Genomic DNA, 14846 nt, shown 5'->3' on the forward strand with positions numbered 1-14846 from the left:
CAGAAATAGATTTTGATTAGCGGGATAAGAGGTGATGAATGATGATTTTAAAGCGAAAACTATATATTGTAGCAATCGTACTGGCAGTATTTTTTGTAACGGTGGCAATCGCATTCCTTGTTCAAAAGGATGGTCCTAAGGAATTTAAAGGTACCCTTGTAAGGGAGTACTGCAACGAGGCGGTTATCTGATGGATAAGACAATTCTGTATATAAAAATCGATAAAAATAATATGGTCAAAAATAAGACGGTTTTTTTAAATGATATTGCAAAATTATACAGCGTTGACACAATTATGGTAAATGATTTAAAGAGTCAGATTATTTTTGATGTCCCAACCAGTAAAAAAGGGAATTATATCTTTTCCATTTTAAAGCTCATTGAAAACATCAATAATGCATACCCTAAAGTGCAAATCATTAATCTGGGGGAAACGGATTTTATTATTCACTACGATCCGCCTTCTAAGAAACTTAAGATTTTTGAATATATAAAAGTGATTATGGTATCGTTGATGGTATTTTTCGGAGCTGCATTTACGATAATGACCTTTAATGAAGATGCTAATGTGAAGGAAGTATTTTATATTATATATAAACTGATAATGGGAAATGAAAAGGATGGTGCCTCTATTCTGGAGATTTCCTATTCCATCGGCATACCGATTGGGATTATTATCTTCTTTAACCACTTTTCTAAGATAAAACTCGGTAACGACCCTACCCCCATGCAAGTTCAGATGCGTTTATATGAAGAAGATATGGACAAAACTTTGATTGAGAATGCCAGCAGAGAGGGGAAAACCATTGATATTTTATAAATATGGTCTTTTAATTTTAATAGGAATTACCGCTGGACTTGTAGTAGCTGCGGGACTATTTACCTTTATTACCTTAATAGGCGTCCTCACAAGGCTGGCAGTCAGGACGAATACGGCAAATAAACTTCATTTATATGAAGATTTGGTAGTACTTGGGGCTACTATTGGAAATATCGTATTAATCTTTGAAGTGAATATTCCTCTTGGCACGGTAGGTCTTGTTATGTTTGGCCTGTTCTCCGGAGGATTTATCGGGTGTCTGGCAGTAGCACTAGAAGAAGTGCTTAAGGTTTTTCCGGTATTAACTTACCGGATCCGCTTAAAGTTTGGAATACCGGTAATTGTGTTATGCCTGGCATTGGGGAAAGGGATTGGTGCCTTTTATCAGTTATTTATTAGTGGACAGTAATCTAAAGATAGAAATCACAAAAAGATAGAAATCACAAAAAGATAGAAATCACAAAAAGATAGAAATCGCAAAAAGATAGAAATCGCAAAAAGATAGAAATCACAAAAAGATAGAAATCAAAAAAAGATAGAAATCAAAAAAAGATAGAAATTAGAAAATAATAAAAATCAGAAAATGATTGAAATTAGGCAAAGTATTTGCAGGGTTGTGGGTTTGCAGACGCCTAAAATATTATACTAAAATGTAAGGAGTTGATTACAATGCCAGATAAAAATAAAGTAACAGCCCAGGATGTGGTAATAGAAAAGGATAAAAATAAAAAAGAGCAGATTTACAATCAATATGTAAAGGATATGACCCCGAAACACAGTGCCTTTGCCAATTTATGCAAAGCCTTCTTTGTGGGGGGATTAATCTGCACTCTTGGACAGGGGCTGTTAAATCTATACAAATACTGGGGAGCTGGGGAAGAATTAGCCGCAGGTTATACTTCTTTGACGCTGATTTTCTTAGCAGTTTTATTAACCGGTCTTAATATATACCCCAAACTTGCAAAATTTGCAGGAGCCGGAAGTGTGGTGCCTATAACCGGTTTTGCCAATTCGGTAGCCGCGCCGGCAGTAGAATATAAGAAAGAGGGTCAGGTATTTGGTATTGGTTGTAAAATCTTTACCATAGCAGGACCTGTTATTCTCTACGGTATCTTTTTCTCCTGGCTCCTGGGGGTTATCTATTATATCCTGATGGAACTAGGTGTGGTTAAATAACTGCAGTGAAAGTTAAAAGAAAGAATTCCCCTATTAGTGATGCCTGTTAAAGCATCAGCATGACGGGATGGGTGAAGGAAAATATAGGTTTAGAAAGGATGACATAATGAAAACAAATAAAGCAATAGGAAAACAAAGTATTCTATTTGAAGATCCTCCCTATATACTATCCGGTTCCTCTGTTGCAGGTAAGAAGGAAGGAGAAGGTCCTCTGGGCAGTTTCTTTGATCAGATCGAAGAAGATCCCATGTTTGGAGGAAAAAGCTGGGAAGACGCAGAAAGCCGACTGATGAAACGTGCCGCAGAACTGGCAATCGAAAAAGCGGGATTAAAAAGTGAGGATATCCGGTTTTTAGTGGGAGGAGACTTACTGGGTCAGTTAATAGCTACTTCTTTTGGAATTTCTGATTTAAATATTCCAATGCTTGGTATCTATGGTGCATGTTCTACCATGGGAGAAGCCATTGCAGTCGGTTCTATGCTGGTAGACGGCGGATTTGCAGATAAAGTCCTATCTATAACATCGAGCCATTTTGCAGGAGCAGAAAAACAGTTCCGTTTTCCTTTAGGTTATGGAAATCAAAGACCCTTATCTGCTTCCTGGACTGTTACCGGCAGCGGTGGAGTAGTTCTAAGCAAAGAAAAGTCTTCCGTAAAAACGAAACAAAGTAATCCCGAAAACGGAACGATCAGGGTAAAAGGCGTAACCATCGGTAAAATCGTGGATTATGGCTTAAAAGATTCCATGAATATGGGTGCTTGTATGGCTCCGGCAGCCTATAACACCATATCCCAGAATTTAAAGGATTTAAATGTCCTTCCGGATTATTATGATAAAATCGTTACCGGAGACTTGGGATATGTGGGTAAAGATATACTAATCGATTTGTTAAAACAGGACGGATTTGATATAAGCGGCAATCACATGGACTGTGGCATTCAAATCTTTGATAAAGAAGTTCAGGATACCCATGCAGGCGGCAGCGGCTGCGGGTGCAGCGCCATAACACTGACAGGCTATATTTTCCCTAAATTATTACGGCATGAATGGACCCGCGTCTTATTTGTACCAACAGGGGCTTTGCTTTCCCAGGTAAGCTATAATGAAGGGAATACAGTACCGGGAATTGCCCATGGAGTTATCTTAGAGAGCAGTTAAAAGCTTATTTACATTTTGTGTAATAAAGTCGGATAGGAGAAGCATATGGATTATTTGAAAGCATTTTTAGTAGGAGGAGCAATCTGCGCAGCAGTTCAGATTTTAATGGATAACACAAAACTTATGCCAGGCAGGATCATGGTAATACTGGTCTGCTCTGGAGCTTTATTAGGAGCTCTTGGTATTTATGAACCCTTTGCAAAATGGGCGGGTGCAGGAGCTAGCGTACCCCTTAGCGGTTTTGGGAATACCCTTTTTAAAGGAATTAAAAAATCTCTGACGGAGGAAGGGTTCATCGGTTTATTCAAAGGAGGTTTTACTTCTTCGGCAGTCGGAATATCGGCCGCATTAATCTTTAGTTATATTGCCTCCTGGTTTTTTAATCCGAAGTTAAAGGACTAGAGCAGTATATTTCAAGCCATTTGTATACCTTAATTAATCTGTTATGTTTTGATATATTTAATTTATAGTTTAATATTTAACGAGTATTAATCTGGATGATGAAAATAAAGAAATACTGACTCAATTAAAATACGAGGTATAGAATGGCTTTTAATATAGATGTAATACGTTAAAAGAGCCGATCAAAACATTTATAGTTTTGACTCGGCTCTTCCTTTTTGTTATGAATGTGTTATTTACTGACCGAAATCATAGTAGAATTCTACATCATTCGCATCGTTAGTACCTTCTTCTCCTGAACTCTCTGTGGTATTCCCGCTGGTTTCTCCTCCGGTATTGTTACCGGGATTATTACCTGTACCAGGATTAGTGCCTGCAGGAGGTGTAATGTTTGGTCCCCCGCCCCCTGGAGGATAATTTCCTGCCGGCGGAGGTGTAGCTGCGGTTTTGGCATTGTGAAGATTACAAGTCTGGGTTGGTCTTATAAATGGTGTATCGTCGGTTGGGCTCTTTTCATCCTTAATTAGGTATACCACCTCTTCTTTCGAAGCTTCCGGACAAAATTCATTGGCAATTTTTTTCGAATCCTTGCATATGGTCACTTTTACATGGACATCACATTTTTCACGGGGTTCGGTACCTTTGGCAAAGTATTCTGTCCTAACAGTGGACCCACCGATATATTTATCACATAAACCATCTACAGCCAGTTTACCGCTCTTGGTACAAATCTGTCTTGATATGATAGAATCCGGTTTTGTAAAGGGCACCGATTCTAAATCTTTTTCTTCATGAATTTTTTGCATAATATCACGCCAGATGATCTTTTGATAGCTTTTATTAGTCTGGCTGCGGTTCGTATCAAAGCCTGACCAGATTGAAGCAGTATAATAGGGGGTAAAACCTGCAAACCAAAGGTCATTATCATCGGAAGTAGTACCGGTTTTACCGGCAATCGGCATATTAATTTCATTAAATCGAACGGAAGTACCGGTTCCTTTTTTTACAACATCCTCCATGGCACTGGTCAAAAGATATGCGGTGGATTCCTTCATTACCTGACGTTCTGTGGACTTGTTCTTAATTAAAACTTTATTATCATGATCTAGAATTTTCGTGTAAAAGGTTGGCTTGGTATATACCCCATGATTGGCAATCGCAGCATAGGCTGCGGTTAATTCAAGATTTGAGACACCGTCTGTAATACCGCCAAGCGCCATAGATAGATTAATATCTGAATAGACCTTTCCGGAATCGGAGGTTCTGTTGTCTACTATGGTAGAAAAGCCTAATTTTGACAGATAATCAAATCCGACCTGAGGTGTTACCTGGGCTAAAGTTTTAACGGTTACAATATTCATGGAATTGGTAATAGCCTGCCTTAAGGTAGTAAACCCTTCGTATTTTTCCCCGTTCCAGTTACTTACATACTTATCGGAATCCGGGTATTTATACGGCGCATCATCTATAACCGAGGCTAAGGTCATACCAGCCGAATCCAGTGCCGGAAGATAAGTGGATAATACTTTAAAAGTAGAACCCGGCTGTCTGGTGGTATTGGTGGCCCGGTTTAATGTCCTGTTACCGGTCTTTTCACCTCTGCCGCCTTCTAGTGCAACGACTTGTCCGGTGGTCTGGTCCATAATGACCATGGAGGACTGGGGTTGGATGATAAGGCTTGTATTCTCACCAAGAACCGTATCTCCATCCTCGATCATGGCATCCTTAAATTCCGAAACCTTTTGAAGGGCATCATCTTTACTGGAAAAATAAGTGGAGAAGGAGGATTTTGATTTAAAATATTCCACCAAATCATTGGTATGATAGTGTATGGTAGTCCCGTCTTTCTTTTCGAGGGAGAGAGCATAGGTTAATTCCCAGAAAGAGTCTTTACCGATTTCAGGAAAATAATCTTCATTGGAATAAACCTCATCTACGATGCCCTGAATCTTGGAATCCAAGGTGGTGTAAATACTTAGACCGCCGCTGTATAAGGCGTTACTGGCCTGAGTATAGGTATAGCCTTTTTTCGCCTGTAAATCCTCAATTACCTGCTCAATTACCTCATCTACGAAATAGCTGTAATAAGAAGTGGTACTTTGCTCTTCATTCACCGATTGGATTCTGGAGTACACATCATCATTCACAGCTTCCTGGTATTCTTTATCCGTACACAACCCCTGGGTTTTCATATTAGCAAGGACCTGGGCACGACGCTGTGAATTTTTTTCCGGATGGGAGATGGGGTTCATATTAGTCGGTGACTGTGCAATCGCAGCAATAACGGCTGCTTCCGACAAGGTCAAATCGCCCACATCCTTATTAAAGTATCGCTTTGACGCAGTCTGTACGCCGTAAGTACCGGCACCGAGATTTATGTTGTTCAGATAATATTCCAGAATGGATTTTTTGTCCAGACGGTCTTCTAACTGGACAGCCAGATACCATTCCTGTACCTTTCTTATCATACGGTCCGTAAAGTTATCTTCGGCACCGCCGTTAAATACCTGGTTCTTGATCAGCTGCTGGGTTATGGTACTGGCACCTTCATCAAAGTCGCCTTTGCTGATACCGGAAAAGAAAGCACGGAAGATACCTTTTATATCAATACCATTGTGTTGGTAAAAACGCTCATCTTCTATACTGATAACGCAGTTTTGAAGTACTTTTGGTATCTCATCTATCGTAACATATACGCGGTTAGCTTCTGCACCGGCCAGGGTTTCTATCACATTACCGTCTCTGTCATATATCGTGGTGGTAAATCCGGTCGGAATAACATTGATCTGATCAATGCTTGGCGCACTGTCAGCAAGGCCGTTTAAAACACCGAAGCCTGCAAATGAACCGATAATAGCCAAAAAAACAATCCCTATTAAAAACACTCTGAAAAGAGACACTCCCGCTTTCGAGGCAACTTTTCTGGAAGTAGATTTTATCTGCCGTTGTTTTTTTGCAGTTCCCTTTTTGCTAAAGTCCATAATAAACCTCCTTTATCCTGTTATTATACCAAATTGTTACTACAAAATAAAGATTTTTTTAACCCTCCTGTAAATCACAGGGAATGAAACGTCCTGTTATGCCAAGGCAACAAACTGTTGCTCCATAAAAATGTAGGTAATTGTCATAAAATTCACATTTACGAAGATTATAATGGGATAATTTCTGTTAATTTTTACATATCGTGAGAAAAAAGAGCGAGTTGTCGAAAAGAGGCGATTTATGCGAGTCATTATGCTTTTCTTCATATTATAACAAATATATAATATAATTAGATTTAAACCTACTGTAAGAGAAGATGCTTTAAAAATAATTACTGGATGGATTTATAGGGAGGGGCAATGAGAAAACTTTATTTAGAAGGTACGAAAACAATGGTTATGGAAGATAATAAAGAAGTTCAGCTGGATTATTATCTGGTGGAAGACTTTAAAGATCGTGGACAAGATATAAGTTTATATGGAATAAAAATAGTAAAGCATTTGGAAGATTATATGGAGACGGAGTACACAGATCCTATATCTTATTCGAGGGATATCGTAAAAGACATGGTATTTAAACTATGGGATAACGGTGTAACACTGGTCACAATGCTTGAAATCGTGGATGACCTGGTTAGTGATTACTGTTGACTATAAAAAAGCATTTTAATTACATAGTAGGTAAGTAGGAAAATATGTTTAAAAGTATTATTCTGCATTAAGTTGTGTGCAAAAAGTTAGTGGTCTTGACACAGGAAGTCTCTTAAGGTTACTTTAAGGGACTTCCTGTTTTATTATTTTACACTTTGTTCAAACAAAATGGTTAATTATTTGTCAAATAATTTAATAGTACCGTCGACATCAGCATAGTATACCTTATCTTCTATGGTGACAGTTATTTTTCCATTAACTGCCTCTGTGGCTTTATTTATATACTCGGTATAAAGATCTTCTGGTACTAAAAGGGTCATGGTGACAAGGTCGGTATAATCACTTTGAAGGACTGTAAGGTGGTATTGGGCTGCTATATACTGGAGTTTTCCAATCCCAGTATAATCGGCAATGACCTGAACTATAAAACCATAATACCGTTCAATTATCGTACTTGCATGAATACCTTCCTTTGCAGCACTTTGGTAAGCCCGTACTAATCCACCGGTTCCAAGAAGCGTCCCTCCGAAATATCTGGTAACCACTACCACTGCATTGTGTAGATTCTCTAAAAGCAGTATATCAAGAATAGGTCTTCCGGCGGTTTTGGAAGGTTCACCGTCATCACTGCACCGCTGTATCTCATCATTATAACCAATTACATATGCATAACAATTGTGCCTTGCATCCCAGTGATTCTTCCTTTGCTGCGCTATGAATTCCAGGGCTTCTTCTTCTGAGGATACATAAGCGGTATTTGCTATAAATCTTGACTTTTTCTCAACTATTTCACCTGTACCGCCGTGATGGATGGTACGATAAGATTTTGACATAGTCATCTCCTATTTGAATTGATTCTGCCCCGGATCATATTGGTATTGTATCGCTCCCAGGCATTCTACTAATTCGCTTTCATTAATATCTAAACTTTCACATAATTCGGTCAGATTGGGATAATTATCTCTTAACTGAGTATTCACATAGCTGAGTAATATTACAGGATCCTTTGGAATTGCCATTTTAACTCCCATCTGTGTGCTTTAGCACACATGCAAATCAGGATGTTGAAAAAGTGCTCTTGTTTTTCAACTTAACTCCCATCTGTGTGCTTTAGCACACATGCAAATCAGGATGTTGAAAAAAGTGCTCTTGTTTTTTCAACTTAACTCCCATCTGTGTGCTTTTAGCACACATGCAAATCAAGATGTTGAAAAAAGTGCTCTTGTTTTTTCAACTTAACTCCCATTTGATTTATTAGCGGTTATCGATTTTTGAATGTAAGTTTTCTCTTTGTGATTTCTCTATTTTATCATAGAATTGGGAGAAATCAAGTGATTATTCCAGGATGGGAGGCAGTCTCAGACAATTACTCATTTCCCCCTTGGCGCAGTGCTCCAAGTTTAAATGACTTAATTATAGTCCTAAACTGCGTTTTCCCATTTCAAATATCTGTATTGTCGATTTCAAAAACTATTTTGCAGTATGACCTTCCGATGTTTACCTTGTACAATGCTGTTACTGGTTGACTCTTATTGTCATTTTCTATACAATATAAATAGTGACGTCAGCATTTAGCGAAGGGCTGATGTATTGGTTTATTTATTGGAATTTAGGAGGTGTTTTGTTTGGATTTATTTGAATATATGAGAAGTAATAATCAGGAGAAAGAATCACCACTGGCTTCGAGGCTTCGGCCAAGAACGCTGGACGAGGTGGTAGGTCAAAGTCATATTATTGGGAAGGATAAATTGCTGTACCGTGCTATTAAAGCGGATAAAATCAGTTCCATAATCTTTTACGGACCACCGGGAACCGGTAAAACTACGATAGCAAAGGTTATTGCTGGAACCACCAGTGCTGTTTTTACCCAGATTAACGCCACCTCTGCCGGAAAGAAAGATATGGAGGAGGTTATTGCTCAGGCTAAGGATAACTCTGGTATGTATGGTAAGAAAACTATATTGTTTATCGATGAGATTCACCGGTTTAATAAGAGTCAGCAGGATTACCTTCTGCCTTTTGTAGAGGATGGAACCATTATTTTGATTGGGGCTACGACGGAAAATCCATATTTTGAAGTAAACAGCGCTTTATTGTCCCGTTCCATTATATTCGAACTGAAATCCCTGGAGAAAGAAGATATAAAGGAGTTGCTTTTAAGGGCAGTTTATGATGAAGAGAGGGGAATGGGCAGCTATCATGCGGAAATTGATGAGGATGCCTTAGAGTTTCTATCAGATATTGCCAACGGGGATGCAAGAGCTGCTTTAAATGCCATTGAACTTGGAGTCTTAACGACGGAACGCTCAGATGACGGGAAGATTCACATTACCTTACCGGTTGCCGGTGAATGTATCCAGAAAAGAGTGGTACGGTATGATAAGTCCGGGGACAATCATTATGATACCATTTCGGCTTTTATTAAAAGTATGAGAGGGTCTGATCCGGATGCTGCGGTTTATTATCTGGCAAGAATGCTCTATGCGGGGGAAAGTGTAACCTTTATAGCCAGAAGGATCATGATCTGCGCCTCAGAGGATGTGTCCAATGCAGATCCGAATGCCATTGTAGTTGCTACGGCTGCGGCCCAGGCTGTTGAAAGGATCGGCATGCCAGAATCCCAGATTATACTTGCCCAGGCTGCGGCTTATGTGGCCTGCGCTCCGAAAAGCAATTCTTCCGTTGAGGCCATCGGAGCGGCCATGGAGGCAGTAAAGAATGAGAAAACCGCTACGATTCCCTCATATCTCATGGATTCACACTATAAAGGCGCTGCAAAATTAGGTCATGGACTGGGATATAAATATGCCCATGTGTATAAAAATCATTATGTCAAACAGCAATATCTGCCGGATGAATTAAAGGACAGGGTTTTTTATACCCTATCAGATCAAGGATATGAAAAAGATTTAAAAGAACATTTGCAGCGGCTGAAAAGAGAAGCGGAGGAATAAGGTAATCAATCCTATTTGTTATCCTTTTTCGTTTCCTGATTATCATTTATATTAGTATCCGGATCATTTTTCTTAACCAGACGATATACCAGCATATAAGCATATATCATAATGGGAATTACAACAATAGAGTATAAGCAGGCCTGAAATAAAGCGTGTGAGTTAGGGGAAGAAGTAAGTGCCGCATATACAGTAAGACCAATCAGGGATAATAAAAAAATTACAGCTATAAGAGCGAAAATACGCTTGATAGATTTCATGTTTACTCCTTTCTAAAAAATCAATTTATAGGTAATTGTGGAACACTAATAGTGGTAAAATAAAATCCACCTGATTTCGCAATTACTAAGTATCATAGATTAATTATATCGGATAGAAACAGTTATAGCAATATAATTGATTGAATCGTGATGATAAAAGGAACAAAAGGAGTCCCTCCATAAATTTCTTTCACTATAAAGACTCAAACTTCTCAGTTAATAAGCTTAATAATACTTGATAAAATCAGCCCAGAATTTAATTCAAATGCAAACAATACTCTCTTAAATTCCTTCCTAGCTGATTATATCTTGAATCCAAGGAAAAATAACTGTGAAGTTTGAGTGATTGTAAAATCTCTGAAACTTCTAAAGCATTAATATCTTTTCATCCATAGGCCCAGAGCCTTTCATTCTAAATTCTGTATATTATAAATTATTACAGCATCATTCCCATTCGAAATATCAAAAATTATCTATGATATACAAAAACTGTATATTAAAGTACAAGGGTTGATGTGCTAAAATACAATAACAGGCTTGTAGATGCAAAAAAGGTTTATGCGAAATAGATAAAAAATATGGAATTTTATATAGCAAATATTGATAAACAAAAGATCTGGGGCGGTCAGTTAAGCAATAAAAAAGGAGAAGAAGTTTATGAAAAAGTTATCATTTTCAATGTACAGGGGTGTTACATTGTCTACCTTTCAATCAATCTTTAAAACTATGCTGTTGTTAATCTTAATACCGGTTTGTGTGGCGGTGTTTATCGGTTTGAATTCCTTAAATCTTGTCCAGAGGGAAATTAAGAATTCCGGAGAGGTAGTATTTGAGGAAATCAGGGATGAAATTGACCAGAACTTTAAAATGGCATTAAATCTGACAAACCGTATTCGCAAGGATTCCCTGATTGTGGATTATGCGAAAGAAAAACAGCGGAATTATTACAGTGAATTTGAGATATTAAAAGGACTTAAGGATTTGATCAGCGGATATGAACAGGTGGAACAGGTCTATGTGTACTATCCGCAGTTCAATAAGATTATTTCCAATAATAATACGGCTGATATCAAATACTTCCATTCCTTAAATTATGCAGGGGATTATAACGACTGGATTACGAAGCTTAATATAAAGCTGAATATAAGTGTGGATTCTATGGATAGCCTGACAGACGGTGAAAGCTGCAGTATTATATCTAAGGTCTTAAATATCCGGACAGGTTCTCCCCAGGCGGTAGTGGTAGTTCAGCTTAAGAAGAAATTTTTCTCTGAAATACTGAATAGACTCCGGCTTAAAATCTCTGACCAGATTCTGGTGTTTTTTAAAGACAACTGTATCTGCAGTACCTGGAGTAGTGATACTGGTACGGAGTATTTAAATCAGATTAAAGAAAATACTATAAATAAAGGTGAGTATATTATAAATCACATGAAATATAGAATCCAGACCTTACAATCCCCCCAGTATGGACTGTCATTCATTTATCTCACGCCTAATTCTGTATTTCACAATTCCATACAATTTGCCAAGATGTATGCTGTAGTAGCTCTGATCTTTTGTATTGGGATTACCGTATTTTTAAGTTTTCTATTCAGCAAGCGGATGGATTTTTCTTTCCATCAGGTAAAGAATCAGAATGATCAGCTGATTCTTACTGTGAAACATTATTCGGATGAATTAAAAGAAGCGTATTTAGAAAAGGTAATGCGGGGGCATGTTGCCTCTGACCAGGGAATAAAAGAGGGGTGTCGTTTGTATGGAATAGATTTGGAGGAGAAATGGCATGGACTTATGTTGGTTACCCTGGAAAATGATGAGAGGAGTAAATTTGACGAGGTGCTGCTGGGTCCTTTCCAATCCATCAAAGATTTTCTGAAAGACAGGATATTAAAGTTTAGTCCTGTCTTTGAAGATGCAGCGGTTATAAAGATGGAAGATCAGTATTATTGTTTGATAACTGGAACAGCAGAGAATGCATTTACATATCATAAGGAACTGCAAAACGGTACGCAATACATAAGAGGATTGTTAAAAAAAGAAGATAGTCTTGTTGGTAACGTGTATTTAAGCAATACGTTCAAAGAAATGCAAAATCTGAATGAAGCGTATCAGACCGTTGGAAAACTGCAGCAGAAGTCAGAAGATGAAGATGAGAAAAGGGAATCAGAGAAATGTTCTGTGGATAAAATACTTTCCGTAATAAAAAACAGAGTAGAAGACAGTAACTTTTCTGTTTCTGATATAGCTGAGACACTAGAGGTATCACCCTCCTATCTATCGAGATATTTTAAGAAGCAGACTGGTATGGGAATATTGGAATATATTCATCAATACCGAATTACCCTTGCGAAAGAGCTTATGATGAAGAATAAGAATATAAAAATAAAGAAAATAGCCGAAATGACAGGATTTTATTCAGATGTAGTATTTATCCGCGTATTTAAAAAGAACGAGGGGCTTACACCTGGGCAGTATAAGGAATATTTAGAAGGGCAAAAACAGAATATAGAGGGTCAATTTTAGTATATATAAAATTTATAGTATAAACAAAAAATGATATTCCTGTGTATGGCAGAATGTGATAATTTACGAAGCAGTATTTCGGGATGTATAGTGGAATTGTCCAAGAACCGTACAAAAAACCAATTGGGGTGACTTGGGGAAACTAAATAAACAGGAGGTATTTTTATGAAGAAATTTTTAAGACTGGCGGTAATCTTGCTTGTAATTACTGCTATGATGTTCAGTCTGTCTGCCTGCAAGAAGAATGATACACAGACTGCCGGGGGAAATGGGGCTACCGGAGGTGACACACAGACGGTTAATGAAACGGCAGGCACGAAAGAAGGATCAGGCAGTCGCTTTACTTACGATGAAGAAGGACATCCGGATTTGCAGGGCACGACTTTTACCATCTGGTTTTCAATGACCGGTAATAATGCCAAAGCTACTTCCAATATGGAAGATTATGCGGCGATTAAAGATTTAGAAAAGAAATTAAACTGTAAGTTTGAATTTGTATCACCTCCTATCGGTCAGGAAAGTGATAATTTTTCCGTTTTAATGGCTTCGGATAAACTGCCGGATCTGATTTTCTGCGGCGGTATCGATTCTTATTATCCGGGTGGTATTGAAATGGCCTATGCTGATAAAATTCTTTTTGATTACACGGATTACATTAACAATACCTATACACCAAACTTCAACCGTTTGGTTATGAGTGATGAGTTTTTAAAGAAAGCAGCAGTTGATGATCAAGGCAGGGTAGTAAGGCTTGGTTCAAAAATTTGCGGCAGTCAGGAGGCAGATCTTACTTTCTCAGGACCATTGATCCGTTCGGATTTGCTGGCTAAAACCGGACTTGCTATGCCAGAAACAATAGATGACTGGACAAATATGTTAAAAGCATTAAAAGACAGCGGAGTGGATTATCCCCTTGCTTTTGATCAGGATTCCTATAAAGGTTCTAATTATTTTTCTTCTGCATTTGGTATTGATGACGATGGATACTTCGTAAAAAATGACGGAAAAGTTGCATTTGGACCATATGAAGAGGCATATAAGGATTATCTGACAGTGTTACATAACTGGTATGAAGCAGGTTATATTAATCCGGATTTTCCGACAGTAACCAATGACGATATTATGTCTATGTTAGCAGGAGATAAAGTTGGTTCAATCGTAACCCACCTCTGGAATTACGGTAATAAATACTATGTAACCACAGAATCCAAAGATTCGACTAAAGCCTTAAAACCCGCACAATATCCTATATTAAAAAAAGGCGAGCCATTAGGCGGCTTACGAGGCAGCTCAAGATCCTTGGGTGATAACAAATACATTACGGCAGATGCAAAAGACCCGGAAGCTTGTATTGCATTACTGGATGCACTGTATCTGGATGATATTGATTTAATGTTAGCCAATGGCGAAGAAGGAGTTGGTTATGAAATGCAGGAGGGTGTTCCGGTATTGCTTACCATTCCGGAGAATGCGACCAAGGAACAGTTACTCGGACAGACTCCTCAGCAGTGGCACACCAAAGAAGATACAGATTTAAATTACATATTATCTAAAAAATACAATCTGGGCTCACAGCCGGAGGCTTTAAGGCTCTGGAAACAGATGGGTACCCAGAATATGATATCAAATTTCCTATTATTTAATGAGCAGGAAGCGGAAACAATCAGCTATTTTAATGAGGATATCAATACTTATGTAAATGAAATGGCTCTAAAATTCATAACAGGAAGCGAATCTCTTGATAATTTTGAAGACTACCGCAGTAAACTGGAAAGCCTCCACATACAGGATATGATCAATGTATATCAGAGCGCTACCAATCGATACCAGTCAAGATAATAAATGCCATCCTGATATGGCAGTAATGCATAGCGGCTTATCTGTCTTCTAATAAAGCAGATAAGTCGCTTTTCATAA

The 14846-nt window shown here is 38.2% G+C and carries 14 protein-coding genes; 10 read left to right on the top strand and 4 right to left on the bottom strand.

The features are described from left to right. Positions 1 to 38: 38 nt before the first annotated feature. From QA584_RS04525 to QA584_RS04550, 6 genes are all read left to right on the top strand, one after another. On the top strand, positions 39 to 191 hold the full coding sequence (locus QA584_RS04525) for a hypothetical protein (protein WP_278273313.1): 153 nt from the start codon (positions 39 to 41) through the stop codon (positions 189 to 191). Beyond that, entirely contained in the window at positions 191 to 820 is a 630-nt protein-coding gene (locus QA584_RS04530; protein ID WP_278273314.1) for a stage V sporulation protein AA, read from the top strand. The genes QA584_RS04525 and QA584_RS04530 overlap by 1 nt, the downstream gene beginning before the upstream one ends. Beyond that, the gene (locus QA584_RS04535; protein ID WP_278273315.1) at positions 807 to 1229 is read left to right on the top strand and encodes a stage V sporulation protein AB; all 423 of its coding nucleotides are present in this window, start codon (positions 807 to 809) and stop codon (positions 1227 to 1229) included. Before QA584_RS04530 ends, QA584_RS04535 begins: the two co-directional genes overlap by 14 nt. A gap of 260 nt (positions 1230 to 1489) precedes the next feature. Beyond that, entirely contained in the window at positions 1490 to 1996 is a 507-nt protein-coding gene (spoVAC, locus tag QA584_RS04540; protein ID WP_278273316.1) for a stage V sporulation protein AC, read from the top strand. A gap of 106 nt (positions 1997 to 2102) precedes the next feature. Continuing rightward, the gene (locus tag QA584_RS04545; protein WP_278273317.1) at positions 2103 to 3155 is read left to right on the top strand and encodes a stage V sporulation protein AD; all 1053 of its coding nucleotides are present in this window, start codon (positions 2103 to 2105) and stop codon (positions 3153 to 3155) included. A gap of 45 nt (positions 3156 to 3200) precedes the next feature. After that, complete coding sequence (locus QA584_RS04550; RefSeq protein WP_278273318.1) at positions 3201 to 3557, top strand: SpoVA/SpoVAEb family sporulation membrane protein; 357 nt, start codon at positions 3201 to 3203, stop codon at positions 3555 to 3557. A 236-nt stretch (positions 3558 to 3793) separates the two neighbouring features. On the opposite strand, the gene QA584_RS04555 is transcribed toward QA584_RS04550, so the two are convergent. Then, positions 3794 to 6538 (bottom strand): transglycosylase domain-containing protein, encoded by a 2745-nt coding sequence (locus tag QA584_RS04555; RefSeq protein ID WP_278273319.1) that lies wholly within the window; start codon positions 6536 to 6538, stop codon positions 3794 to 3796. A gap of 360 nt (positions 6539 to 6898) precedes the next feature. On the opposite strand from QA584_RS04555, the gene QA584_RS04560 reads away from it, so the two are divergent. Then, a complete protein-coding gene (locus tag QA584_RS04560) occupies positions 6899 to 7189 on the top strand; it encodes a DUF6514 family protein (protein ID WP_278273320.1) in 291 nt (96 codons plus the stop codon). Positions 7190 to 7365: 176 nt separating this feature from the next. Here the strand turns inward: QA584_RS04560 and QA584_RS04565 are convergent, their stop codons facing one another. Together QA584_RS04565 and QA584_RS04570 are read right to left on the bottom strand one after the other, a co-directional pair. After that, positions 7366 to 8022: a YigZ family protein gene (locus QA584_RS04565; RefSeq protein ID WP_278273321.1), complete on the bottom strand. Its 657-nt coding sequence runs from the start codon at positions 8020 to 8022 to the stop codon at positions 7366 to 7368. Between the two features lie 9 nt (positions 8023 to 8031). Continuing rightward, entirely contained in the window at positions 8032 to 8208 is a 177-nt protein-coding gene (locus QA584_RS04570; protein ID WP_278273322.1) for a DUF4250 domain-containing protein, read from the bottom strand. 606 nt (positions 8209 to 8814) lie between these two features. On the opposite strand from QA584_RS04570, the gene QA584_RS04575 reads away from it, so the two are divergent. Continuing rightward, a complete protein-coding gene (locus QA584_RS04575) occupies positions 8815 to 10143 on the top strand; it encodes a replication-associated recombination protein A (RefSeq protein ID WP_278273323.1) in 1329 nt (442 codons plus the stop codon). Between the two features lie 11 nt (positions 10144 to 10154). Here the strand turns inward: QA584_RS04575 and QA584_RS04580 are convergent, their stop codons facing one another. Then, positions 10155 to 10403 carry a hypothetical protein gene (locus QA584_RS04580; protein WP_278273324.1) on the bottom strand — a complete coding sequence of 83 codons (249 nt, stop codon included), beginning with the start codon at positions 10401 to 10403 and terminating at the stop codon, positions 10155 to 10157. A 657-nt stretch (positions 10404 to 11060) separates the two neighbouring features. Here QA584_RS04580 and QA584_RS04585 point away from each other — a divergent pair. Further along, positions 11061 to 12929, top strand: a complete 1869-nt coding sequence (locus QA584_RS04585; protein ID WP_278273325.1) for an AraC family transcriptional regulator — start codon at positions 11061 to 11063, stop codon at positions 12927 to 12929. A gap of 165 nt (positions 12930 to 13094) precedes the next feature. Continuing rightward, positions 13095 to 14768, top strand: coding sequence for an extracellular solute-binding protein (locus tag QA584_RS04590; protein ID WP_278273326.1), 1674 nt, complete (start codon positions 13095 to 13097; stop codon positions 14766 to 14768). Positions 14769 to 14846: the final 78 nt, after the last annotated feature.

It is taken from the genome of Anaerocolumna sp. AGMB13025 (assembly GCF_029689925.1).
Lineage (GTDB): Bacteria > Bacillota > Clostridia > Lachnospirales > Lachnospiraceae > Anaerocolumna.